The sequence below is a fragment of the Streptomyces sp. NPDC055140 genome (genome assembly GCF_053607285.1).
Map to the genome: position 1 here is coordinate 194122 of NZ_JBSGTG010000001.1, position 22005 is coordinate 216126.

Annotated in this window: 26 protein-coding genes; 10 read left to right on the forward strand and 16 right to left on the reverse strand. The window is 70.7% G+C overall.

The features are described from left to right. Positions 1-145 precede the first annotated feature (145 nt). Entirely contained in the window at positions 146-793 is a 648-nt protein-coding gene (locus ACWFR4_RS00935; RefSeq protein ID WP_453650095.1) for an ATP-binding protein, read from the forward strand. 11 nt (positions 794-804) lie between these two features. After that, positions 805-1233: a hypothetical protein gene (locus ACWFR4_RS00940; protein WP_453650097.1), complete on the forward strand. Its 429-nt coding sequence runs from the start codon at positions 805-807 to the stop codon at positions 1231-1233. Between the two features lie 17 nt (positions 1234-1250). Here the strand turns inward: ACWFR4_RS00940 and ACWFR4_RS00945 are convergent, their stop codons facing one another. Beyond that, positions 1251-1430, reverse strand: coding sequence for a hypothetical protein (locus tag ACWFR4_RS00945; RefSeq protein WP_383085761.1), 180 nt, complete (start codon positions 1428-1430; stop codon positions 1251-1253). 172 nt (positions 1431-1602) lie between these two features. Further along, entirely contained in the window at positions 1603-2286 is a 684-nt protein-coding gene (locus ACWFR4_RS00950) for a DUF899 domain-containing protein (RefSeq protein WP_453462624.1), read from the reverse strand. Positions 2287-2499: 213 nt separating this feature from the next. On the opposite strand from ACWFR4_RS00950, the gene ACWFR4_RS00955 reads away from it, so the two are divergent. Beyond that, positions 2500-3345, forward strand: coding sequence for a S1 family peptidase (locus tag ACWFR4_RS00955; RefSeq protein ID WP_453650099.1), 846 nt, complete (start codon positions 2500-2502; stop codon positions 3343-3345). 9 nt (positions 3346-3354) lie between these two features. Here the strand turns inward: ACWFR4_RS00955 and ACWFR4_RS00960 are convergent, their stop codons facing one another. Continuing rightward, entirely contained in the window at positions 3355-5220 is a 1866-nt protein-coding gene (locus ACWFR4_RS00960) for an FUSC family protein (RefSeq protein WP_453650101.1), read from the reverse strand. A 217-nt stretch (positions 5221-5437) separates the two neighbouring features. On the opposite strand from ACWFR4_RS00960, the gene ACWFR4_RS00965 reads away from it, so the two are divergent. After that, positions 5438-6067, forward strand: a complete 630-nt coding sequence (locus tag ACWFR4_RS00965) for a 2'-5' RNA ligase family protein (protein WP_453462615.1) — start codon at positions 5438-5440, stop codon at positions 6065-6067. On the opposite strand, the gene ACWFR4_RS00970 is transcribed toward ACWFR4_RS00965, so the two are convergent. The 3 genes from ACWFR4_RS00970 to ACWFR4_RS00980 all read right to left on the reverse strand — a co-directional run bounded on the left by ACWFR4_RS00970 (position 6022) and on the right by ACWFR4_RS00980 (position 7902). After that, positions 6022-6801 (reverse strand): nucleotidyltransferase domain-containing protein, encoded by a 780-nt coding sequence (locus tag ACWFR4_RS00970; RefSeq protein ID WP_453650103.1) that lies wholly within the window; start codon positions 6799-6801, stop codon positions 6022-6024. The genes ACWFR4_RS00965 and ACWFR4_RS00970 overlap by 46 nt on opposite strands. Before the next feature lie 61 nt (positions 6802-6862). After that, positions 6863-7075: a DUF397 domain-containing protein gene (locus tag ACWFR4_RS00975; RefSeq protein WP_453462609.1), complete on the reverse strand. Its 213-nt coding sequence runs from the start codon at positions 7073-7075 to the stop codon at positions 6863-6865. Beyond that, on the reverse strand, positions 7072-7902 hold the full coding sequence (locus tag ACWFR4_RS00980; protein ID WP_453462606.1) for a helix-turn-helix domain-containing protein: 831 nt from the start codon (positions 7900-7902) through the stop codon (positions 7072-7074). Before ACWFR4_RS00980 ends, ACWFR4_RS00975 begins: the two co-directional genes overlap by 4 nt. Positions 7903-8171: 269 nt before the next feature. On the opposite strand from ACWFR4_RS00980, the gene ACWFR4_RS00985 reads away from it, so the two are divergent. Further along, positions 8172-8603: an ATP-binding protein gene (locus ACWFR4_RS00985; RefSeq protein ID WP_453650105.1), complete on the forward strand. Its 432-nt coding sequence runs from the start codon at positions 8172-8174 to the stop codon at positions 8601-8603. Between the two features lie 106 nt (positions 8604-8709). Continuing rightward, positions 8710-9123 carry a (2Fe-2S) ferredoxin domain-containing protein gene (locus tag ACWFR4_RS00990; protein WP_453462600.1) on the forward strand — a complete coding sequence of 138 codons (414 nt, stop codon included), beginning with the start codon at positions 8710-8712 and terminating at the stop codon, positions 9121-9123. Between the two features lie 30 nt (positions 9124-9153). On the opposite strand, the gene ACWFR4_RS00995 is transcribed toward ACWFR4_RS00990, so the two are convergent. Continuing rightward, a complete protein-coding gene (locus ACWFR4_RS00995) occupies positions 9154-10686 on the reverse strand; it encodes a YfcC family protein (protein WP_453462597.1) in 1533 nt (510 codons plus the stop codon). Next, a complete protein-coding gene (locus ACWFR4_RS01000; protein WP_453650107.1) occupies positions 10683-12044 on the reverse strand; it encodes a M20/M25/M40 family metallo-hydrolase in 1362 nt (453 codons plus the stop codon). The genes ACWFR4_RS00995 and ACWFR4_RS01000 overlap by 4 nt, the downstream gene beginning before the upstream one ends. Positions 12045-12176: 132 nt before the next feature. On the opposite strand from ACWFR4_RS01000, the gene ACWFR4_RS01005 reads away from it, so the two are divergent. Further along, positions 12177-12755: an RNA-binding S4 domain-containing protein gene (locus ACWFR4_RS01005; protein ID WP_453650109.1), complete on the forward strand. Its 579-nt coding sequence runs from the start codon at positions 12177-12179 to the stop codon at positions 12753-12755. A 38-nt stretch (positions 12756-12793) separates the two neighbouring features. Here ACWFR4_RS01005 and ACWFR4_RS01010 read toward each other — a convergent pair whose 3' ends face one another. The 3 genes from ACWFR4_RS01010 to ACWFR4_RS01020 all read right to left on the reverse strand — a co-directional run bounded on the left by ACWFR4_RS01010 (position 12794) and on the right by ACWFR4_RS01020 (position 14980). After that, positions 12794-13252 carry a DoxX family protein gene (locus tag ACWFR4_RS01010; RefSeq protein WP_453650111.1) on the reverse strand — a complete coding sequence of 153 codons (459 nt, stop codon included), beginning with the start codon at positions 13250-13252 and terminating at the stop codon, positions 12794-12796. 97 nt (positions 13253-13349) lie between these two features. Then, positions 13350-14027, reverse strand: a complete 678-nt coding sequence (locus tag ACWFR4_RS01015) for a class I SAM-dependent methyltransferase (RefSeq protein ID WP_266565484.1) — start codon at positions 14025-14027, stop codon at positions 13350-13352. A gap of 29 nt (positions 14028-14056) precedes the next feature. Continuing rightward, on the reverse strand, positions 14057-14980 hold the full coding sequence (locus tag ACWFR4_RS01020; RefSeq protein ID WP_453462657.1) for an acyltransferase domain-containing protein: 924 nt from the start codon (positions 14978-14980) through the stop codon (positions 14057-14059). Between the two features lie 248 nt (positions 14981-15228). On the opposite strand from ACWFR4_RS01020, the gene ACWFR4_RS01025 reads away from it, so the two are divergent. After that, on the forward strand, positions 15229-15492 hold the full coding sequence (locus ACWFR4_RS01025) for a DUF6343 family protein (protein WP_453650113.1): 264 nt from the start codon (positions 15229-15231) through the stop codon (positions 15490-15492). A 45-nt stretch (positions 15493-15537) separates the two neighbouring features. On the opposite strand, the gene ACWFR4_RS01030 is transcribed toward ACWFR4_RS01025, so the two are convergent. The 4 genes from ACWFR4_RS01030 to ACWFR4_RS01045 all read right to left on the reverse strand — a co-directional run bounded on the left by ACWFR4_RS01030 (position 15538) and on the right by ACWFR4_RS01045 (position 17988). Then, positions 15538-15906: a tetratricopeptide repeat protein gene (locus ACWFR4_RS01030; protein WP_116502684.1), complete on the reverse strand. Its 369-nt coding sequence runs from the start codon at positions 15904-15906 to the stop codon at positions 15538-15540. A 102-nt stretch (positions 15907-16008) separates the two neighbouring features. Continuing rightward, entirely contained in the window at positions 16009-16392 is a 384-nt protein-coding gene (locus tag ACWFR4_RS01035) for a hypothetical protein (protein ID WP_453650115.1), read from the reverse strand. 13 nt (positions 16393-16405) lie between these two features. Continuing rightward, complete coding sequence (coaE, locus tag ACWFR4_RS01040; RefSeq protein ID WP_453650117.1) at positions 16406-17008, reverse strand: dephospho-CoA kinase; 603 nt, start codon at positions 17006-17008, stop codon at positions 16406-16408. Between the two features lie 41 nt (positions 17009-17049). Further along, on the reverse strand, positions 17050-17988 hold the full coding sequence (locus ACWFR4_RS01045) for a PAC2 family protein (RefSeq protein ID WP_453650119.1): 939 nt from the start codon (positions 17986-17988) through the stop codon (positions 17050-17052). Between the two features lie 214 nt (positions 17989-18202). On the opposite strand from ACWFR4_RS01045, the gene ACWFR4_RS01050 reads away from it, so the two are divergent. Beyond that, positions 18203-19168 carry a right-handed parallel beta-helix repeat-containing protein gene (locus ACWFR4_RS01050; protein ID WP_453650121.1) on the forward strand — a complete coding sequence of 322 codons (966 nt, stop codon included), beginning with the start codon at positions 18203-18205 and terminating at the stop codon, positions 19166-19168. 100 nt (positions 19169-19268) lie between these two features. Here the strand turns inward: ACWFR4_RS01050 and rpsA are convergent, their stop codons facing one another. Then, positions 19269-20777 (reverse strand): 30S ribosomal protein S1, encoded by a 1509-nt coding sequence (rpsA, locus tag ACWFR4_RS01055; protein WP_383085710.1) that lies wholly within the window; start codon positions 20775-20777, stop codon positions 19269-19271. Between the two features lie 351 nt (positions 20778-21128). Between rpsA and ACWFR4_RS01060 the strand changes: the two genes are divergently transcribed. Beyond that, positions 21129-21944: a class I SAM-dependent methyltransferase gene (locus ACWFR4_RS01060; RefSeq protein WP_453462655.1), complete on the forward strand. Its 816-nt coding sequence runs from the start codon at positions 21129-21131 to the stop codon at positions 21942-21944. Positions 21945-22005: the final 61 nt, after the last annotated feature.

Sequence of the window (22005 nt, forward strand, 5' to 3'; positions counted from 1 at the left end):
CACTCTGCACTTTTCAGAGTGGCTCTTGCCAAGTGTTCACGACGGGGAGATAGTGGCAGGCGTGACTCCGTCCGTGCCGTTAGGAACAGAAGTCGGCGAAGCTACGCTCGGTGACGAAACCGATGCGTGCTCCGGCGCCGCGTCCGTGCGCCGCAGCAGCTTCGAACTGGCTCCCCACCCGGGTTCTGCCGCTCAGGCCCGGAAGCTGACGCGCGCCCACCTCAGCGGCTGGGCAGTGTGCGATGACACCTGCGACGCGGCCGCCCTGGTGATCTCCGAACTGGTCACGAACGCGATCGTCCACACGGCGAGCAGCCGCATAGTGTGCGAGCTCCACGACAGTGACGACCGGGTCCGGATAGCTGTGCGTGACGAGGGCTGGGCCCCCGGCGAGCCGCATCCCGCCCGCCGCATCGCGCCGGAGGAGGAGCACGGGCGTGGCCTGCTGCTCGTGGCGGCGGTGAGTACCGCGTGGGGCGCGCAGGAGACCGGCCCCGGACTTCTCGTGTGGGCCGAGCTCGCACGCGACGCGGACAGCGCGGAGGACGCGAGCGCCGCCCAAGGACACTCGCCCGTCGCGGGACCCCATGGGATTCCCCGGCCGCACCGCGGCGGTGAAGCGCACACCGGCGGAGCACCTCACTCCCCCGACATGGGACCGGGCACCGAATCGGGCCCTGCCTTCGACACGCAGCAGTTCGAGTCAGAGTTCGAGACGGGATGCGGCACCGGCTTCGGCCCGGCCGCCGGCCCCGGTACAGGGACGGGGGCGGGAGCCGGATGGGTGTGGTGACGACGTGCACAATGGATCTCGACTCGCTGGTCCGGTTCTCCCGGCAGCGGCAGATCCTGCGGACCGCCCCGCTCAGACTCACCGTCCCCGACGGTATGACCGCCCCGCTCGGCTGCGACGCCGTCGCGGTCCCCGAGGCCTGCGGGCGCGCCATGGTCGCGCGGCTGCCGCGCATGGGGTGCGTGTACGCCGACGGTGACCGCTGGTGGTGGATCGTCCCCTCGGACTCGGACGTCGCCCTGGAGTGGCCGGCCCCGGCCAGTTACACGACCGGCGCGCTGGTTCCGGACGCGCGGCGCGCGCCCGGACTCATCCACCGGCCCGACGGCAGCGTCCCGTACACCCCGCCGATCCCGCTCTATCTCGCGCTGTGCCGGGTCACCGGCACGACGCCCGCCTGGTCCCGCTCGATCGGCGCGGGCGCGGCCGACGCCGCCTGAACCGCAGCTCCACCGGATCAGCCCGCGACAGCCTCCGCGCGCGGCACGATCACCAGGAAGGCGTCCGTCGCGAGGTCCATGACGACCTCCGCGGACTGACCCTCCAGACGCCGGTCGCGCGCGAACTCCTCGGCCGGCCACGACCCGCGCGGTCCCCCCGCGGGAAAGCGTTCAAGTACCACTCGTCCGTCGATCATCGTGCACCCCTGCCCCCGTCGTCGTACGTGCGCTGTCGCGCGTTCTTACGGAGAAGAACGCCCGCGAGACGCCCGAGGGCTCGCAACGTGACGACAATGACACCGAGTTGAGACGCGTGACGCCGCTACGGCAGACCGGAGGACCGCTTCGACGGTCCAACTTGCCGCCGCGTCAGTCCAGATACTCGTCGTGATAGCGGACGCGCGTGCCGCCCGCCGGGGCCCCGAGCGCCGACGCCCGCCCCGCCGGCTCCTCCCACTCCTCCTGCCGGCCGAGTGCGGTCAGGTCGAGCAGGCTCGTGATGGAGCCGATGCCGTCGAGGCCCCGGCCCGTCGTGGAGTACGTGTGGTGGACCCGGTCGCCGTCGCGCAGGAAGCAGCTGAGGCCGGGCAGGTCGCGGGGCTCCTCGTCCGCCACGAAGCCGAAGTCCTGGTTGAAGTCGCTCGTGGCCGACGAGTACCAGGGCACCGTCCAGCCCATGCGTGCCTTGAACGGCAGGAGTTTGGTGAACGGGGCGCGCGACACGGCCGCGAACTCCGTTCCCCTGGCGCGCAGATGGGACAGGTGCCCGATCTGGTCGAGGAACGCGGAGCAGTTGGGGCAGCCCGCGTCCTGGTCCGGGCCGAACATGAAGTGGTAGACGATGAGCTGGGAGCGGCCCTCGAACAGGTCGAGCAGCTCCGCCTTGCCGTCGGGCCCCTCGAACACGTACAGCTTCTCGATCTCCACCATGGGCAGTTCGCGGCGCTGCGCGTTGAGCGCGTCGCGGGCGCGGGTCGCCGCCTTCTCCTTGGCGAGCAGTTCTTGGCGCGCGCCGAGCCACTCCTCGCGGGTGACGACGTTCGGCAGCCCCATGGGTCCTCCTCGGGTCGGTACTCCTCAGGTGGTTGACCGGGCGTCTTCTCGGAACTCATCGCTCGGCGGCAGAAAAACTTTCGCACTTCTTCCGGGGGATCCGTTGTGTTCGCTGAGCATGCACTGTTGTCCGCTGACACCGACACCACCACAATGCACATGTCAAAACCGGTAGTTGTCGGTTTCAGCAATCAACGGGAGAGGACCCCCCACATGAACAAGCCTCTCGTCGGTGCGGTGTTCGGCCTGCTCCTCATAGGAGCAACAGCCGCGCCTGCCACGGCAGTCGGAGCCCAGCACGAGGCCAACGTCAAAGCCAAGGCCAAGGCGGTCACCTTCGCCGGGACAGTGGCGCTCAGCAACTGCTCCGGGTCGGTCGTCCGCGTGCCGGACTCCCAGCCCACGGACCCGGCCCTGGTCATGTCCAACGGGCACTGCCTCGAGAGCGGATTCCCCGGCCCGGGCGAGGTCGTCGTCGACCAGCCGTCGTCCCGCACCTTCAGCCTGCTCAACTCCGCGGGCAGCAAGGTCGCGACGCTGCGCGCAGACAAGATCGCGTACGGGACGATGACGGACACGGACGTCTCGCTCTACCAACTCACCAGCACCTACGAGCAGATCGAGAGCTCGTACGGCATCAAGTCCCTCGAACTGTCGGCCTCGCACCCCACGGCGGGCACGGCCATCACGGTCGTCTCCGGCTACTGGAAGAAGACCTACAGCTGCAGCATCGACGGCTTCGCGTACCGCCTCAAGGAGGGCGAGTGGACCTGGAAGGACTCGGTCCGCTACACCTCGACGTGCAACACGATCGGCGGCACCTCGGGCTCCCCCGTCGTCGACCAGGCGTCCGGCAAGGTCGTCGCGGTCAACAACACGGGCAACGAGGACGGCGCCCGCTGCACGGACAACAACCCGTGCGAGGTCGACGAGAACGGCACCGTCACGGTCCGCAAGGGCATCAACTACGCGCAGGAGACGTACGGGATCGTGCCGTGCGTCGGGATCGGCAACAAGATCGACCTGAGCGCGGCGGGCTGTGAGCTGCCGAAGCCGTAGCTCTCTTCCTTAGGCGGTGAGTTCCGCGAGCAGCGCGTCGATCCGTTCGGCGTGCTGCTCCGGGACGCGGCCCGTGTCGTCGAGGTGCACGGCGCAGGACGTGGTCGTGTCGACGAGGGCTTCGAGGGTGACGGCTACGTCCTCCGTGCCGGCCGTGTGCCGGGCGAGCGGGGGAAGTTCGGCGGCGGCGAGGTCGATCGCGGTGCGCGCCTCGGCGAGTGCGCGGTACGCCTCGCGGCGCAGCGTCCACCGGCCGGCGCGGTCGTCGGATCCGCTGAGCACATGGAGCACGTAGGCCTGCGCGGCCTCGCCGGCGGTGGTCAGCCGCGTACGGACGGCGCCGCCGCCGCGGCCCGGCGCAGGCAGCGGCAGGTGGCCCACGCAGAGCACGATCGCGCACGCGAGCAGCGTTTCCCCGATCCGGGCCAGGGCCATCTGCGGTTCTCCGCCCACCATCACGAGGGACAGCACGAAGACGGTCACAACGGCGGTCTGGGCGGCGAAGTGCCGTGTGGCCACGGGAATCAGCGCGCCGCCGAGCACCACGAGCGCGACGGGCCCCGCGGGGCCCGGCAGCAGCGCAGCGAGCCCCGCGAAGAGCGCCGCTCCGAACACCGTCCCGAACGCCCGGCACAGCACGCGCGAGGCGAGGGGCCCGAGGTCCGGCTTGACGAGGAAGACGGCGGTCGCGGGCAGCCAGTACCAGTGGGCGTTGTGGAGGAGCTGGGCGACGGCGGCACCGGTCCCGAAGCAGAGCGCCACCCGGATCCCGTACTCGCGCCCGGCGGAGCCGACGGCTCTGCGCAGGGCGGTGACGGGGGTGCGGGGGCGGGTGTGCAGCGGCTTGGGCCCGGCGGCGCACGGCTGGTCGTCGAGGCCGGTGGCACTCACGGTGCCAGGGACCGGGGCGATACGGGTCCGGCCACGTACGGGTCCGTCGAAGGCCACGGCCGCGTGCAGCAGTGCCTCGTCCAGCGCGCGCAGGGCCGCGCCGGAGCGGGCGGGCGCGGGCAGCGGCCCGCACGGCTGCGCGGTGCGGACGGCGTCGGCGAGACGCCACAGGCCCTCCGACGCGCGGGCCGGGAGGGCGCTTCCCGCCCAGGCGAGGGCGGTGGCCGCCTCGGCGAGCGGCAGGGCGGCGGCGTACTGCGCGTGCAGGTGGCGTTCTTCGCGGGAGCCGGCGTACCGGCGCAGGCGCGGTCCGGACAGGGCGTCCTGCGCGTGGTCGAGGGCCGCTGTCAGGGCGGCGCGGCGCGCGGTGGCCCGGGGTGTGCCCGCCGCGTCGACGAGTCCGGCCACGGCCGCGTACACCTGGGCGACGGCGGCGCGTTCGCCGTCGAACCGGAACGCCCCGCGCCCGCCGGGCGACGGCAGCACGGCCCGCAGCACGAGCAGCCAGCCGGCGCCCGCGAGGAACAGCAGGGCGCGCTCCCCGCCGGTCTCGGGCAGCGGCATGCCGGCGCCGATCGCGACGGCGACGAGGAGTTGTGTTCCGCAGGCGGACGCGATCGGCCCGACGGCGCTGACGGCGCCGCCCGCGAACCCGAGCAGCGCGAACACGCCGATCAGCACGGCGGGACCGGTATGCGCGCCGACCCACGTACCGAGGGCGAGTCCGCCCGCGCCGACCAGGGCGGGGACTCCGATCCGGGGCACCGCGGCGCGACGGCTGCCGGGCCTGTCGTTGATTCCCGCGAACATGGCGCCGAGCGCGGCGAGCACCCCGGCGGAGGGACGGCCTGCGAGCAGGGCCGCGCCGAGGAGCGGCCCGGCGGCGAGTGCGCCGCGCACGACGGCGCTCCATGGGACGGGGCCGCGCTGGGCGCGCAGCGCGTGGCCGAGCCAGGGCGGAAGGGGGCGGGAGGTGGTGCGCACGGTGCTCCTGTCGGCGGGTCCGGGGCGGGCGTGTGCCGCGGGACGACGTCGGCCTGGGCTGATGCGTCAACGGTAGGTGGCGTATTTGGAGGGAAAGGTACGTGCGCGTTTCCACGATGTGACGATGTGCGGGACTTCGTGCGGACCTTTGTGCAGGGCGTCTCGGACCGGGCCCTCCGCAGGTCACCCGGGTGGCGCCGTGGCAGGATGGCGCGCCGTGAGCAGCGAGGACGGCTGGCCGGACGTGCCCGGCGACACGGCCCTGACGATTCGGATCCCGGAGGCGGACGCCTTCGTGCGGGCGCCGTTCCCGGCCCACATCACGGTGCTGTACCCCTTTCTCCCCGCCGCGCGGATCACGCCGGAGGTCCACGCCGAGCTGTCGGCGCTGTTCGCGGACCGGGACCCGTTCGACCTGACGTTCGCGGAGTTCCGCCGCTACCCGGGTGTCCTCCATCTCCCGCCCGCTCCCGAGGACCCCGTCCACGCCCTCACGAAGTCGTTGCGGGAGCGCTGGCCGGAGGCGGTCCCGTACCGGGGCGTGTTCGGGCCGGAGGGTCTGGACCCCCACCTCACGCTCGCGAACGACGAGGGACCGGAGACATACGAGGCGGCGTACGACGCGCTGGAGCGGGAACTGCGACCGATGCTTCCGGTGACGGCGCGCGTCGGTTCGGTGCGCCTGATCGTGACGGACGGGCGGGTGTGGGCGGACAGGGCGGTGTACGAGCTGGGGCGCTCGCCCGTGCGGCCTGCACCCCTGATGCCGCCTGCCCGGCCTGTACGGCCGGCTTCGCCCGCTCAGCTCCTGCGCGCGGAGTCGACGGCGCTCCCCAGGAGGAGCTGAGTCCGGTCGACCACGTCCGTCAGGTCGCCCGATGCCCCCGCGAGCAGGCTGTGGACGCCCAGCAGGCCCGCGCGCTCCAGGAGCCGCTTCTCGTTGGTGACCCAGGCGCCGCGTGCGGCGAGGACCGCGTGCGCGGCCGACATCGCGGCCACGGCGACCGCTCCGTGGACCTCGGTCCTGCCGCCCTGGGGCGCGTTGTTGGCCTTGGCATAGTGCAGCGTGCCGACGGCCCGCCCCCACCACATCTCGGGGGCCGCCTCGCGCAGGGCCTCGGGATAGCGGTCCGGGCGGGGCACCGTACCGCGCAGCACCTGATTGACGGCGAGCTCGGCGACGACGAGATAGGTCGCGATCCCGGCCAGATGGAACATCAGGGGCTCCCAGCGGACGCGCCCCTTCTCGGCCTCGGCCAACTCCCGTTCCACCACGTCGAGATCGCGGTAGTGGACGTCGACACGCCGCCCGTCGACGGTCAGCCAGGCCCCACCGTTGAAGACCCCACCGCCCCACCCGCCGATCTCACAGACCTCACCCTCCCACCCGACGTCCCGCAGGTCGTCCGGCCGGAAATCACCCCGGTAGTAGATCGCGAAGTCCCAGTCACTGTCGGGCCGTTGAGTGCCCTGGGCCCGCGACCCGCCGAGCGCGACGGCCCGCACCCCGGGAAGCGCGGCGAGCCTCTCGGCGACATGATCGGGGAAGACGTCATCGGTCATGGCAGGAGCGACAGACATGAGGGCACGCTAGCGAAGGCCCGGGCAGCCGGGCGACTGAGTAAAACGACGTAGAGCCGCCTTACGCGGTGTGCCGGGCGGCAAACCCGACGAACTCGGTCCAGGCGGTCGCCGTAAGGCTCACTATGGGGCCCGCCTTGTCCTTCGAGTCACGGACGTGTGTGAGGCCCAGCCGGGACGCGACCTCGACACACTCGCCCCCTTCCCCACTGCTGTAACTGCTCTTGACCCAGGCCGACTCAGGCACGGTCCCGACAGAGTCTTCGACGCTCATCTCTCCCCTAGCAACTTCTCAATGAAGGCCAGCGATTCGCGCGGAGTGAGTGCCTCGGCACGCAGGATCCCGTACTGCTCTTCGAGTTCCCGGACCGCCCCCCGCTCCGTGTAGAGGCGGCTGTCCTTGTGCACCTCTGCATACGCGATCCTCCGCCCTTCCCTGGTCTCGATCAAGGTGAACGGACCTGCCAGTCCGGCGTGGTCCTCGCGTTCCGTGGGCATCACCTGGATCTCGACGTTACGCCGATGGCCGTGAAGCAGCATCTGCTCCAACTGGCCACGCATCACCGCCCTGCCGCCCAGTGGACGCCGCAGAACGGACTCCTCGATCACAAAGCTGATGGTGGGCAACGGCACCCGGGAGAAGATCTCCTGCCGGGCCAGGCGCGCCGCAACACGCCGATCAACGATCACCTCGTCCAGCAGAGGGCGCCTCATGGTGAACACGGCCCGCGCATACTCATCCGTCTGCAAGAGGCCAGGTACCACCTGGCTCGCGTACACGTGAAGCTCAACCGCGCCCGCTTCCAACCTGGCCGCATCCCTGAAGAACGCCGGATACTGCGCCCGAGCCACCTCCTCCTTCCCCGCCCTCAACACCCCACCCGCGTCCAGCACTTCATCAGCGAGGTCGATGAACTTGGGTGGCGGAATCCTCCTCCCCTGCTCGAACGACGCGATCGTCGACGCCGAGTACCCCGTCCGCGCCCCCAACTCCGCCCGGTCAAGCCCCGCCCGCTCCCGGCACAGCTTCAGCTGACGCCCGAACACATGCAGAATCCCCGCCCCGAACTCGTACTCCCCCTCAGCCTGCCGCTCCTCCACGCCCGGCACCTCCCGTACGTTCCACTGCCGCCACCGAACACCCCGCAACCCGCGAGCAGGCACCGCTCCCGCTCCCAACGCGCCGCACAGAAGGCCGGTCACGCCTCACCGCGCGTACAACGGCTCGCCAGCCGCGTACAACGGCCACCGGTCAGCGCGTCGCGCCTGTTCAAAGCTACGCACGGGCCAGGACCGTTGAGGCCATGAAGGCCGTAACTCCTCCACAAGGGCACACGCCCCAACGCGCCACGTCCGTACACGAGTTCGCCATGCGGTTCACTTCGACCCCACGCGGCGCACGACTCGCCCGCCGTCTCGTCTCCCACCGCCTGAACGACTGGGGCCACCCCTACACCTCGCCCACCAACGAGACCGTCACCCTCATCACCGCGGAGCTGACCGCGAACGCGGTCCGGCACGGCCACGTCCCCGGCCGCGACTTCCACCTCCGCCTCGCCGAGGCCGAGGACGCCTTACGGGTCGAAGTCACCGACACCCGCGCCGACAGGCTCCCCGTCACGGGAACGCCGGATCCGGACGGCGAGTCGGGCCGCGGCCTCCTCCTCGTCGACGCGCTCGCGGACGACTGGGGCGTCACTCCTCGCCCGTCCGCCCCCGGCAAGACGGTCTGGGCCGAACTCCATCTGCGCAGCTCGGAGCGGCCTTCTGCGAGCTGCGGGTCTCATCCTTCATCACCCTGACGGCCGTGGCGGACACACATGACGGAGAATCTCTTCCGTACCCGTACCCGTACCCGTACCCGTACCCGTACGCGGGAGTTCTCTGCCCGCCCGGACAAGGAGTTCTGTGCCCACCCGGACACCGATAGGCGCCGCCCGCATCCGCCCCTGCACCCTCGTGGTGTGCCGGGGCTGCTGCTGCGGCAACACGGCGAAGTACCCCGGTTACGACCACGCTTGGCAGTTGGAGCGGCTGCAGGCCGCGGCCGCCTCGTCCGGCGGGCGGGTCGCGGTGCGGGTGACGGACTGTCTGGGCCCGTGCGACCAGGCGAACGTCATGGTCGTGCAGCCCTCGGGCGAGGGCCGGCGGCGGGGCGGACGCCCCGCATGGGTGGGCTGGTCGATGGGCGACGACGCCACGGACGAGATCCTGCGCTGGGCCGAGGCGGGCGGCCCCGGGATCGCCGCGGCCCCGGCCGCCCTGGAGCTCCAGTTCATCGAGACCCCCGGCGAACGGACCCGCCGCCGCACGCGCCGCTGACGGCCGAAGGCCCGCTGGAACGCGTACCCGTCACGTCCACGCCGCCCCCGCCGCCACGAACCCGCAGATCAGCACGAACAGGATGGCCAGCAGCGGCCAGATGAAGCGCAGGTACTTGTCGTAGCCGACCTTGGCGAGGGCCACGCCGCCGATCGTCACGGCCGTGGTCGGCACCCACAGGTTCATCCAGCCGCTGGCGGCCTGCCACGCGGTGACGACGAGCGCGCGCGAGACGCCCGCGAAGTCGGCGAGCGGCGCGAGGATCGGCATGGCGAGGGTGGCGTGGCCCGAGGTCGAGGGGATGAGGAAGGCGAGCGGCAGGTTCACGACGAAGACGATGATCGCGAAGACACCGGACGAGGTGCCCTTCACGACACCCTCGATGGAGTGCAGGACCGTGTCGGTGATCTTCGAGTTGTTCATGATCACGGTGACCCCGCGGGCGAGCAGGATGACGAGCGCGGGTGAGATGAAGTCGGCCGCGCCCTGAATGATCGTCGAGCTGAGTCTCTGCTCCCCCAGATGCGCCACGACGCCGACGAGCACGGCCGCGACGAGGAACAGCGCCGCCAACTCCGGGAAGGACCAGCCGAGTTCGAAGCCGTACGGGGTCGCGTCGGCCTTCCCGGTGAGGGCACTCGACCACGGCACAACCGAGAAGATCATGAAGGCGAACACGAGGGCGGTGACGGTGAGGACCGCCTTGTGCAGGCCGGTCAGCTCCGGCACCTCGACCGCGTGGGCCTCGGCCTCCTCCTGGTCGCGGTCCCCGGGCAGGAACCCCGACAGGGACCTTTCGGGGTCCTTCTGTACGCGCTTCGCATAGCGGATGACGTAGGTGACGGTGACGGCGGTCAGCACGATCCACATGATGAAGCGCAAAATGATGCCGTCGCCGAGCGAGATGTCGGCGGCGGAGGAGGCGACACCGGTGGCGAACGGGTTGACCGTCGAGCACAGCACCCCGATGCCCGCGCCGAGGATGATCGCGCCGACGGCGGTCATGCGGTCGTAGCCGAGTGCGAGCATCAACGGCACCATCAGGCCGTAGAACCCGAGGGTCTCCTCGGCGAAGCCCTCGACGGTGCCGAGGACCGAGAAGACCACCATGACGCCCGCGATGAGCAGCGCGCCCCGGTCGCGCAGCCGGTGGGCGAGCCGGCCGATGCCGCGGTCGAGGGCCCCGGTCGCGAAGACGACGGTGATGAAGGAGCCGATGGCGAGCACGAAGAGGAAGACGCCCGCGCTGCCGTACAGGTCACCGGTGTTGTCCGGGGCCACCAGGGACGTCTTGGTGTCCTGGATGCCGTAGAGGCCGTTGACCGGGGACAGGAACAGATCGTTGAGGCGGTCGACGAAGGACTGCCCGGAGTCGACGCGGTGGTACGTGCCCTGGACGGGGGCGCCCGAGTCGTCGCGGTTGTACTGGCCCGAGGGGATGAGGAAGGCGAGCGCCCAGACGGCGATCGTGACGATCGCGAGGACGGTCAGGGCGCTCGGGAAGGTGAACTTGCGTTTCGGCTGCGGCCGTTGGGGTGCCTCCGTGTCGGTCGGCGCACTCATGAGGCGGTTCCGGCGTGGAAGTCGGCGGCGTACTCGCGGACGAACGCGCACATCGCGACGACGGTGCTGCGCAGCTCGGAGAACAGGACGCGCTCGTTCGGGGCGTGCAGGTTGCACATGCTGTCCTGGGCGCCGAAGAGGAGTACCTCGGCGCCGGGTGCGGCCTTCGCCAGGCCGTTGACCAGCGGGATCGAGCCGCCGGTCGCGACGTAGGAGGCGTCCGTGCCCCAGGCCTCCTTGAGTGCGGTGAGCGCGGCGCGGTAGGCGGGGCCGCCGGTCGTGGCCTCGTAGCCGGGGCCGGTGTCGCCGGGGGTGACGGTGAGCTGGACGCCGAAGGGCGTGAGGGAGCGCAGGTGCTCGACGAGCCTGGCCTGTGCCTCCTTCGGGTCCTGGAGCGGGTGGAAGCGAAGGTTGAGCTTCGCGCGCGCGTACGGCACGACGGCGGACGCGGCGTGTGCGACGGCGGGGGCGTCGAGACCGATGACGGTGATCGCGGGGCCGCTCCACAGGCGCTCGCCGAGGGTGCCGCTGCCGATCAGCGGCACGCCGTCCTCGACGCCGGCGAGGGAGCGGAACTCGCCCTCCGTGTAGCTCGTGCCGGTCCACTCCTCGCGGCGCAGGCCCTCGACGGCGACATCTCCGTGCACGTCGTGCAGGGTGGCGAGGGCCTTGAGCAGGACGAGCAGGGCGTCGGGGGCGGCGCCGCCGAACTCGCCGCTGTGGCGGGGCTCTTCGAGGGTGCGGACCTCGACGACGACCTCGGACGCGCCGCGCAGACCCGTGGTGAGGGTCGGGGTGCCGGGGCGGAGGTTGCCGAGGTCGGCGATGACCATGGCGTCGCAGGCGAACCGCTCGGGGTCGGTGGGCGGGTAGTCGTCGAACGGGCTGCCGTACTCCTCCTGTCCCTCGAAGACGATCTTGACGCCGACGGGCGGGCGGCCCTTGAAGGCCCGCAGCATGCCCAGGTGCGCGATGACGTTCGACTTGTCGTCGGCGATGCCGCGCGCCCGCAGTCCGCCCTCGACGGGGGTCGGCTCGAAGGGCGGGGACTTCCAGAGCTTCTCGTCACCGGCGGGCTGGACGTCGTAGTGCGAGTAGAGCAGGACGGTCGGCGCGTCCGGCGTCGGTGGCTGGATCTCGCCGAAGATGACGGGGGCGGTGTCGGGCAGGTCGATCCGCTCGACGCGCTCGACACCGGCGTCCTCGAGCAGCCCGACCAGCAGGTCGTGCGCCTCCCGCACGGGTTCGGCCGGGAAGCCGGGGAAGGCGATGGACGGGATCGCGGCGAGCCGCTCCAGATCGGCGCGCAGTCCGTCCATCAGGCCGTCGACTTCGGCTTGCAGGTCCCTGGCGTCCATGGCGTCCCTACCCCTCGCTGTCCGGTGACCGCCCTTGAGATACATGGCGTTTTGTCCGGATTATCTGTCGGGGTGGCGTGTGGCGTCCGGGTGACTCGCCGGATCAGGGCAATCCGGGACTAAGGTCGAGGCATGGCTTCGGATACTGCTTCGGATACCGCCTCGGATTCCGGTTCGGGTACTGGTTCGGATTCCGGTTCGGGTACTGGTTCGGATTCCGGTTCGGGTGCTGGTTCGGATACGGCTTCGAACGCGGCGGCTGCGGCGCGGGCGGCCGGTCCCGGCGCTGGTGAGAGCGTGCGGATCGACAGCTGGATCTGGTCCGTACGGCTGGCCAAGACGCGCTCGGCGGGCGCGACGGCGTGCCGGGGCGGGCATGTGAGGGTCAACGGTGAGCGCGTGAAGGCCGCCTACAACGTGCGCGTGGGCGACGAGGTGCGGGTGCGGCAGGCCGGCGGGCACGAGCGGGTCGTGATCGTGAAGCGCCTGATCCGCAAGCGCGTGGGCGCCCCTGTGGCCGTCGAGTGTTACGTGGACAACAGCCCGCCGCCCCCGCCGCGCGCCGCCGTCGCCCCCGTGGCCATCCGCGACCGCGGCGCGGGCCGCCCGACGAAGCGGGACCGCAGGGACATGGACCGGTTGCGCGCGACGTTCGGCGCGGGCCCCGTACCCCCGGCGCAGGATCACGCGGACGGACGCGAAAAAGGCTGACCCCGTACGTCGTCGGGGTCAGCCTCCGGCCGCGCGGGTCACGCCCGGCGCTTGACGAGGCGGACCAGATCCGCGTTGCTCCGGCGCCGTGTCCACGCGAGGAGCGCCAGCGGGACGATCAGGATGAGCGGCGTCGCCGCGTTCTCCCCGTCGAAGTAGGACATCTGCACGACGAACGCGCCGGCCATCAGCGCGCTCAGCGCGATCGGGGCAACCCCGGAGAGCACCGGCACCAACAGGGCGATTCCTCCGGCCAGTTCGAGGGCGCCGATGATGTACATCGGCGCGCTCCCCCACCCGATCGTGTCGAACGCCTCGACCGCCGACGGGTGCGCGATCAGCTTGGGCAGGGCGCTCGCGACGCCGTAGAACAGCGCGAGCAGCACCGTGAGCGTGCGCAGCGCGATGCGGGCGGCGCGTGCCCTGCCGGCGGCCGGGGCGGCGGTGACGGAGGCGGCGGAAGCGGCGGTCGCGACGGGGACGGTGGTCTCGGACATGGGGTGCTCCTCGGTGAGTCGGCGCCGGGCCTCGCTGTCCGGCTGTCACAGAGGTAGACGGCGGCACCCCAGGCAACTCATCGGTCGCCCGGCACCTTTATGCAGGAACCGCCCGCACCCACACCTGGTCGTCCGTGAGGTACCGGTCGACCTTCAACCCGGCCTGGGCGAGAGCCTCTTCGAACTGCTCCCGCGTCAGGGGCCGCGCCAGGAACGTGTGCGTCCAGGCCGCGTCGGGGAACTCGTACTCCGCACGCACCGAGTTCACCCCGTCCCCGACGGGCTCCGCGGACACGATGCGGACCGTGAAACCGCTCGGGTCCACGCGCTCGCGCGGCAGGTTCGTGTGGTAGTCCGGGCCCTCGCGCTGGATCAGTACGCAGCCCCCGTCCGCGACATGGCGCCGGCACGTGTCGAGCATCCCCTGCCGCACCGCCACGTCCCCGGCGTGCACGAGGAACGACGCGAGCAGCACCACGTCGAACGTCCCGCCCGCGTCCAGCGCCTCGACCGGCGAGCAGATCGTCCGCGCCCCGCGCACGCGCTCCAGCATCTCGGCGGACTCGTCCACGGCCGTGACCGTGAAGCCGCGCTCGATGAGGGGGTGCGTCATCCGGCCGACGCCACTGCCCAGTTCGAGGATGCTCGCTCCCGCGGGCACGGCCGCGGCGATGATGTCGGGCTCTTCCCTTACGGGCAGGCGCGCGTACAGATCGACCGCGCAACCGTCCGGCGTGATGGCGCCGGGTCCCGTCCCTCCGTATCCCTCACGCATCTCAAGGCTCATGCCCCTTCAACGAGCCGTCACGAGGCGACAGTTCCCGACCACGGCAACGGGAACCAGCCATGCCCCCCGTACCAGTGCCCGCCGCGCCGCAGATGGTCGCCGACGGCCCGCTCGACGCTCGTGCGGCGCGGCAGTTCACCGATGGGGAGGCAGGGGTCGCCGAAGACGAAGCCGACCGGACCCTCGTCGTCCGGTTCCGTGTCCTCCCAGGACGTACGGAATCGCTCCTGGAAGCGCACCAGGTTGGAGTCCTTCGGCAGATGGTCCTTCAGCTGGGCGTCGAGGAGCCAGGAGTGGCAGACGGCGGTTCCATAGCGCTCCTCGGGGTAGTGGCGCGCGAAGAACTCCCTGGCCAGAGCGAGGGACCGGTCGCACGCGCGCGGGGACAGCGGGCCCCGGAAGTCGGGGATATGGAGGTTCATGCACAGGTCGTCCGCCGTCGCCGGCAGGCCCGCGGCGGCGGCCGCGCCGGCCGAGCGCCCGCCGAGCAGTGACCGCTGGTACTGGAGCCGGCCCAGTTGGTAGAGCTCCCCATGGAAGTGCAGGCCGAGCCAGGCGACCGCGTGAATGCCGCAACTGCCGTACCGCCTGCGGTGGACGGCCATGTGGCGCCCCAGGTCGGCGAGGGTGCGCCGCGAGACGTCGTCCGGCACCCCGAGACCGCGGTGGTACGCGCGCGTGGCGGGCAGCGCCGCCACGTAGACGTACACGGAGAAACAGCGTTCGAGGAGGTCGCCGCCGTCGGGCGGGGCCGGGAAGCGAGGGCTTCCGCCGACCGTGCCCATGTCCCGGGTGACGGCATCGACGGCCCGCTCCAAGAGATCGCGCACCCCGGGATCGTCGGCCACTCGGGGGCGCAGCGCGACGAGTTCGTTGATGTCCTCGTGGGCGACCCCGAGGTCGAGGAGGGCCTCGGGCAGATCCTCCGCGTCGGGGATCACCGCCTCCGCCCGCCCTTGTCCGTCGAGCGCCTCCACCCATCCCGCGAGCCGCTCGCCGCTCTTCCGCCCGTCCAGCACGCGTCCTCCCCTCCGCCGGCCGAACCCCGGCGACCGAACTCCGCCGACCGGAAACCACCTCACCTTTTCAGGGAACGGTGCGCCGCGCGAGGGTGCGGACGCATCCGACGCCTGCGCCCGTGAAGAGGCACCCTTGAGGGGGTACCTCTTCACGGGCGGAGGTGGTGACGATGCGTACGGGCAGTGAACCGATGACCGCGCGCAGTGCCCTGCGCGCCCGCCTGTGGCTCAGCATCTGGGGCCTGGCCTGGACGATCTTCGGCACGGTCGCGTTCATCCTCACGGACCGCCCGTGGTGGGCGCTCGCCTGCGGGGTGCTGTGGCTGATCGTGACCGTCGACCTGTTCGTGATCACCCGCCACATCCGGCAGGGCCCGCACTACCAGCCGGGCCCCGACGTACCGCCCTACGTTCCCCCGGACGACAAGCCCTAGACCGCCCGGGAACTCCCTGGGGACCTCACCTTACGGAGCTTCGCCTTACGGAGCGTCGTCGAAAGCGGCCGCCGCCACGTAGTCCGGCTGCGGATCGAGCGCCGCGGCGAGCCGGAAGTGGCGTCTCGCCTGGTCGGGCCGCGCGGCGCGCTGGTAGGTGCGGGCGAGCGCGAAGTGCGCGAACGCGTTGTCCGGCTCGCGCTCCAGAACGATGGTGAACTCGAGTTCGGCCGCGCGCAGTTGGGCCGCGGCGAAGAACGCGCGGGCCCGCAGCAGCCGCGCCGCCGTGTTCTCGGGGTGGGCCGCGATGACCGGGTCGAGCAGTTTCACCGCGCCTCGCGGGTCACGCGCCGCGAGCAGTTGCTCAGCGGCGCGGAAGTCGATGACGTGCGTCTCCGGGTTGGAGTGGGGCACAACGGTCTCCCTCCTTCGTCATCCACGTCAACGGCGTGGACTGTCGGCCCTATTCCTCCCCCATAACACCCTGACGTACGTACGTCCGACCGAATCGAAGGCTCAGCGACCGGTCACCGCGAGTACCGCGCCGAGCACGGCCAGCGCCACGCCCGCGGCCACGAACACCCAGTCGAGGACGGGCCGCTCGCCGCCGATGAGCACGGTCTCGCGCGGGTCGTCGACGTCGTACGCGATACCGACCAGGCCGCCCGTCGGCAGCGGCAGCCTCCGGGTGGGCGGCGCGGGGGACGGCACCTCGACGACGCGGCCGTCGTGCGTCTCGAACTGCAGCAGGGGCCGCTCGGAACCCGCCGGCGGGGGTTTCACGAGTGCCTGGGTGACACGTCCGGCCTCGCTGATCCGCCGGGTCCGCCGCAGCCCGTACGCCCCGGCGAGGATCGCCACCAGGCCGCCGAGGAAGGTGAACGCCGCCAGTACGACCACGCCCGTCCCCCTTCTAGGCCGCGGCCGCCCGCTGCGCGAGGTCCGCCCAGACGGCGTCGACCCGTCGGTGCAGCTCGTCGAGCGGTACGTCGTTGTCGATCACGATGTCGGCGATGTCCAGGCGCTTGTCGCGGGTGGCCTGGGCGGCCATGCGGGCGCGGGCGTCCTCCTCGCTCATGCCGCGCAGGCGCACGAGGCGGTCGAGCTGGGTCTCGGGGCTCGCGTCGACGACGACCACGACGTCGTACAGCGGCGCCAGGCCGTTCTCGGCGAGCAACGGTACGTCGTGCACGACGACGGAGTCACCGGTGGCGGCGGCTTCGAGTTCTGCGGAGCGGGCGCCGACGAGCGGGTGCACGATCGAGTTGAGGACGGCGAGGCGGTCCGCGTCGGCGAAGACGATCGAGCCGAGCGCCGGCCGGTCCAGCGAGCCGTCCGGGGCGAGCACGTCACTCCCGAACGCCTCGACGACCGCGGCGAGTCCGGGAGTTCCGGGCTTCACGACCTCCCGCGCGATCCGGTCCGCGTCGATCAGTACGGCCCCGCGCTCCACGAGCAGCCGGGACACCTCGCTCTTGCCGGCGCCGATTCCGCCGGTCAGACCCACCTTCAGCATGCGGGCAGCATAGGCGAGGGCCCCATGGCTGACCACAGCCCTTATGCGTCGCCCTCGCGTTCGGCCAGGAACTTCTCGAACTCGAGGCCGATCTCGTCGGCGGACGGAATGTCGGTCGGTTCGGCCAGCATGTTCCCGCGGCTCTCGGCGCCCGCGGCCGCGTCGTACTGGTGCTCAAGTCCCTGGACGAGCGAGACGAGTTCCTCGTCGCCCTCCTGGATCTGCCGGTCGATCTCCGTCTGCGTGCGGTACGCCTCCGTGCGCAGCCCGTGCGCCACCGAGGGCAGCACCAGGCCGGTCGCCGCCGTGATGGCTTCGAGGACGGTCAACGCGGCGTCGGGGTACGGCGAGCGCGCGATGTAGTGCGGGACGTGCGCGGCGACACCGAGTACGTCGTGTCCGGCCTCCATGAGGCGGTACTCCACGAGGGACTCCGCGCTGCCGGGGACCTGCGCCTCGTCGAAGGGGCTGCGGTGGCCGGGGACGAGCTCGGTCCGGTTGCCGTGCGGCGTGAGGCCGACGGGCCGTGTGTGCGGGACGCCCATCGGGATTCCGTGGAAGTTGACCGCGAGGCGCACGCCGAGCCGCTCGACGATGTTCTTCACGGCGGCCGCGAAACGCTCCCACTCGACGTCGGGCTCGGGGCCGGAGAGCAGCAGGAAGGGCGCACCCGTGGCGTCCTGGACGAGCCGCACCTCAAGGGCGGGCGTGTCGTAGTCCGTCCAGCGGTCGCGCCGGAAGGTGAGCAGCGGGCGGCGGGCCCGGTAGTCGACGAGCCGGTCGTGGTCGAACCGCGCCACGACCTGGTGGGGCAGCGAGTCGAGGACCCGGTCCACGATCTGGTCGCCGGTCTCACCCGCGTCGATGTATCCGTCGAAGTGGTAGAGCATGACCAGTCCGGCCGACTCCTGGGCGAGCGCCATGTCCACCACGGCCAGGCCCTTCGGCTCCCATGCGTACAAACCCTGCGGATCAAGCACTGTGACCGCTCCTCCTCGTGTTCCTTACCCAGAACGCCTGTTGGGGCGCGGGCATTCCCTCTCCGCGCCCCTCCCAGGCAGCTTTTGACGGCCGAGGGCGCCCCTCTGGTACGGACCTTGACGCAGTCATGCCACGCCTCTACGTTCATATGTGCACCCAGAGTTCAGGTACAAGAACACTCCCTTGCACGAACCGACGGGAAGGCACCCCCACATGCGCATGCGTTCCGCACTCCTGCCCGCCCTGACCGCCTCCGTGCTCGTCGCCGGAGCCGCCACGGCCCTCGCGACGCCCGCCGCCGGAGCCGCTCAGGTCATCGAGGTCTCCACCGCGGCCCAGCTCAAGTCGGCGCTCACGGCGGCCGCGCCCGGCGACACGATCCATCTCGCCGACGGTACGTACACGGGCAACTTCAAGACGTCGATCGCCGCGAGTTCCGGCTCGCGCATCACCCTGACCGGCTCCGCGAAAGCGGTCCTCACGGCGGGCGGCGGCTACGGCCTGCATCTGAACGGCGCCTCGTACTGGACAGTCCAGGGCATCACCGTCACCGGCGGCCAGAAGGGCATCATGATCGACTCGGCGAAGGGCGTCGTCGTCGACACGGTCACCGTCCGCGGGCTCGACATGGAGGGCGTCCACTTCCGCAACTCCAGCACGGACGGGACGATCAAGAACTCGCGGATCTACGACACCGGCAACGACGGCCGCGGCATGGGCGAGGGCGTCTACGTCGGTACGGCCGGCGGAACCTCCGACAAGAGCGACCGCATCCAGATCACCGGCAACACGATCGGCCCGGACGTCGGCGGCGAGAACGTCGACATCAAGGAGGGCACGACGGACGCGCGGATCGTCGGCAACACGTTCGACGGCAGCGGCCTGACCGGGGCCAACTTCGACGACTCATGGGTCGACGTTAAGGGCAACGACGTCCTGGTCGAGAACAACAAGGGCAGCGCCACCACGAACAACGGCTACGAGACCCACACCCAGCAGTCCGGCTGGGGCTGCGGCACGGTCTTCCGCTCCAACACGTCGGACCTGCGCGGCGCGACCGGCGACAAGCAGCTGGCGATCAACGTGACGAACTCCGGCGAAAGCTGCGGGACGACGGTCTACAGCAGCAACACGGTCACGGGCGGCAAGGGCCTGACGAACGTACCGGTCACGCCGTAGGAAACGTCGCCGGACACAGAGAACCAGACACAGAGAAGCGGGCCCGCACCCAGAGGGTGCGAGCCCGCTCAACTACTTACCGAACCCCGGAGGGTTCAGATCAGCTCTGACCACCGGCCAGCTTCTCACGCAGCGCGGCGAGCGCCTCGTCCGAAGCAAGCGCGCCGGAGTTGTCGTCCGACTCCGAGGAGTACGAACCGCCGCCGCCGCCACCGGAGGCAGCCGGGGCGCCGGCCGGGGCGGCAGCACCCTCGGCCTCGGCCTGGGCGTCCGCCTCGCGGGACTTGATGACCTGAGCCTGGTGCTGCTCGAAGCGCGTCTGCGCCTCGGCGTACTGGTTCTCCCACACCTCGCGCTGGCTCTCGAAGCCCTCGAGCCAGTCGTTGGTCTCGGGGTCGAAGCCCTCGGGGTAGATGTAGTTGCCCTGGTCGTCGTACGACGCGGCCATGCCGTACAGGGTCGGGTCGAACTCGACCGTCGACGGGTCGGCACCGAAGGCCTCGTTGGCCTGCTTCAGCGAGAGGCTGATGCGGCGACGCTCGAGGTCGATGTCGATGACCTTGACGAAGATCTCGTCGTTGACCTGGACGACCTGCTCCGGGATCTCCACGTGGCGCTCGGCCAGCTCGGAGATGTGGACCAGACCCTCGATGCCCTCGTCCACGCGGACGAACGCACCGAACGGAACCAGCTTCGTGACCTTGCCGGGGACGACCTGGCCGATCTGGTGCGTACGGGCGAACTGCTGCCACGGGTCTTCCTGCGTCGCCTTCAGCGACAGGGAGACACGCTCGCGGTCCATGTCGACGTCGAGGACCTCGACGGTGACTTCCTGGCCGACCTCGACAACCTCGGACGGGTGGTCGATGTGCTTCCAGGACAGCTCGGAGACGTGCACGAGACCGTCGACGCCACCCAGATCCACGAAGGCACCGAAGTTGACGATCGAGGAAACGACGCCGGAGCGGACCTGACCCTTCTGCAGGGTCGTGAGGAACGTCTGGCGGACCTCGGACTGAGTCTGCTCGAGCCAGGCACGGCGGGACAGGACCACGTTGTTGCGGTTCTTGTCCAGCTCGATGATCTTGGCCTCGAGCTCCTTGCCCACGTAGGGCTGGAGGTCGCGGACGCGGCGCATCTCGACGAGGGAGGCCGGCAGGAAGCCACGGAGGCCGATGTCGAGGATGAGTCCACCCTTGACGACCTCGATGACGGTACCGGTGACGATGCCGTCTTCTTCCTTGATCTTCTCGATCGTGCCCCAGGCGCGCTCGTACTGCGCACGCTTCTTGGACAGGATGAGACGGCCTTCCTTGTCCTCCTTCTGGAGAACCAGGGCCTCGATCTCGTCGCCGACCTTGACGACCTCGTTCGGGTCGACATCGTGCTTGATCGAGAGCTCGCGGCTCGGGATCACGCCTTCGGTCTTGTAACCGATGTCGAGGAGAACCTCGTCCCGGTCTACCTTGACGATGACGCCATCGACGATGTCACCGTCGTTGAAGTACTTGATCGTCTCGTCGATCGCGGCGAGGAATGCTTCCTCGTCACCGATGTCGTTGACCGCAACCTGCGGAGTGGTGGCGGTGGTCTCGGTGCTGCTCGTCATGTGGGTAAGGGCTCCGGTACGGACATTGAAGTCGTAGGTACTGCTACGCCGGGAGCCCGTGATCGCACTGCAGAAGGCCGGACAGCTCAGGAAGCGCCACTCCCGAAGGGAGCGCCTCGATAACCGAGGGGACATACATACAGATGCGAGCGCAGCCTGCTATGTCTGAGGAGCGCAGGCTCGCAGCGCAACTTGTAGCATACGGGGGCAGCCGGACAGGGTCAATGCGCGAACACGCACACCCGGGGCGGAACACCGCATACCCGGCACAAAACCTGTCGCACGAGGCCACATGGGCCGCTCGGCACTCCGCCGCGACGGGTTGAACGGAAGAGTACGACTAGGGAGCCCATCATCCAAGAGCCCGAACCGTCCGAACATGAGGCAACCCGCCGTGATGCCGGTGTCACGGAGAGTTCCCACGCCAATCGCAGCTGGTGGGACAGGAACGCGGACGACTATCAGGTCGAGCACGGCACCTTCCTCGGGGACGACCGTTTCGTATGGGGGCCCGAGGGCCTCGACGAGGTGGAGGCCGAGCTGCTCGGCCCGCCGGAGGACCTGAAGGACAAGGTGATCCTGGAGATCGGCGCGGGCGCGGCGCAGTGCTCGCGCTGGCTCGCCGCGCAGGGCGCGCACCCCGTCGCCCTCGACCTCTCCCACCGGCAGCTCCAGCACGCCCTGCGCATCGACGGCGGCGCGGTGCCGCTGGTGGAGGCGGACGCGGGCGCCCTGCCGTTCGCGGACGGCTCGTTCGACCTGGCCTGCTCGGCGTACGGCGCGCTCCCCTTTGTCGCCGATTCCGTGCGGGTGCTCCGGGATGTGCACCGGGTGCTGCGGCCCGGCGGCCGGTTCGTTTTCTCGGTGACGCATCCGATCCGCTGGGCGTTCCCGGACGAGCCGGGCCCGGAGGGCCTGTCCGTAGCGGCCTCCTACTTCGACCGCACCCCTTACGTGGAGCAGGACGACGAGGGACGCGCCGTATATGTGGAGCACCACAGGACGGTCGGTGACCGGGTGCGCGACATCGTGGCCGGCGGTTTCCGACTGGTGGACCTCGTCGAGCCGCAGTGGCCCGCGTGGAACACGCAGGAGTGGGGCGGCTGGTCCCCGCTGCGCGGAAACCTGATCCCGGGCACGGCGATCTTCGTCTGCGAGCGGAGCTAGATGGGGGCACCCCCGGCCGAAGTCCCCCAGCCTTCGGCCGGGGGTGCCCCCGGGGAGAGAC

Coding starts and splice junctions, on each gene's coding strand:
- ACWFR4_RS00940 (WP_453650097.1), top strand. CDS start 805: ATGGATCTCGACTCGCTGGTCCGGTTCTCCCGGCAGCGGCAGATCCTG.
- ACWFR4_RS00945 (WP_383085761.1), bottom strand. CDS start 1,430: ATGATCGACGGACGAGTGGTACTTGAACGCTTTCCCGCGGGGGGACCG.
- ACWFR4_RS00950 (WP_453462624.1), bottom strand. CDS start 2,286: ATGGGGCTGCCGAACGTCGTCACCCGCGAGGAGTGGCTCGGCGCGCGC.
- ACWFR4_RS00955 (WP_453650099.1), top strand. CDS start 2,500: ATGAACAAGCCTCTCGTCGGTGCGGTGTTCGGCCTGCTCCTCATAGGA.
- ACWFR4_RS00970 (WP_453650103.1), bottom strand. CDS start 6,801: ATGTCTGTCGCTCCTGCCATGACCGATGACGTCTTCCCCGATCATGTC.
- ACWFR4_RS00975 (WP_453462609.1), bottom strand. CDS start 7,075: ATGAGCGTCGAAGACTCTGTCGGGACCGTGCCTGAGTCGGCCTGGGTC.
- ACWFR4_RS00985 (WP_453650105.1), top strand. CDS start 8,172: ATGCGGTTCACTTCGACCCCACGCGGCGCACGACTCGCCCGCCGTCTC.
- ACWFR4_RS00995 (WP_453462597.1), bottom strand. CDS start 10,686: ATGAGTGCGCCGACCGACACGGAGGCACCCCAACGGCCGCAGCCGAAA.
- ACWFR4_RS01000 (WP_453650107.1), bottom strand. CDS start 12,044: ATGGACGCCAGGGACCTGCAAGCCGAAGTCGACGGCCTGATGGACGGA.
- ACWFR4_RS01005 (WP_453650109.1), top strand. CDS start 12,177: ATGGCTTCGGATACTGCTTCGGATACCGCCTCGGATTCCGGTTCGGGT.
- ACWFR4_RS01010 (WP_453650111.1), bottom strand. CDS start 13,252: ATGTCCGAGACCACCGTCCCCGTCGCGACCGCCGCTTCCGCCGCCTCC.
- ACWFR4_RS01015 (WP_266565484.1), bottom strand. CDS start 14,027: ATGCGTGAGGGATACGGAGGGACGGGACCCGGCGCCATCACGCCGGAC.
- ACWFR4_RS01025 (WP_453650113.1), top strand. CDS start 15,229: ATGCGTACGGGCAGTGAACCGATGACCGCGCGCAGTGCCCTGCGCGCC.
- coaE (WP_453650117.1), bottom strand. CDS start 17,008: ATGCTGAAGGTGGGTCTGACCGGCGGAATCGGCGCCGGCAAGAGCGAG.
- ACWFR4_RS01050 (WP_453650121.1), top strand. CDS start 18,203: ATGCGCATGCGTTCCGCACTCCTGCCCGCCCTGACCGCCTCCGTGCTC.
- rpsA (WP_383085710.1), bottom strand. CDS start 20,777: ATGACGAGCAGCACCGAGACCACCGCCACCACTCCGCAGGTTGCGGTC.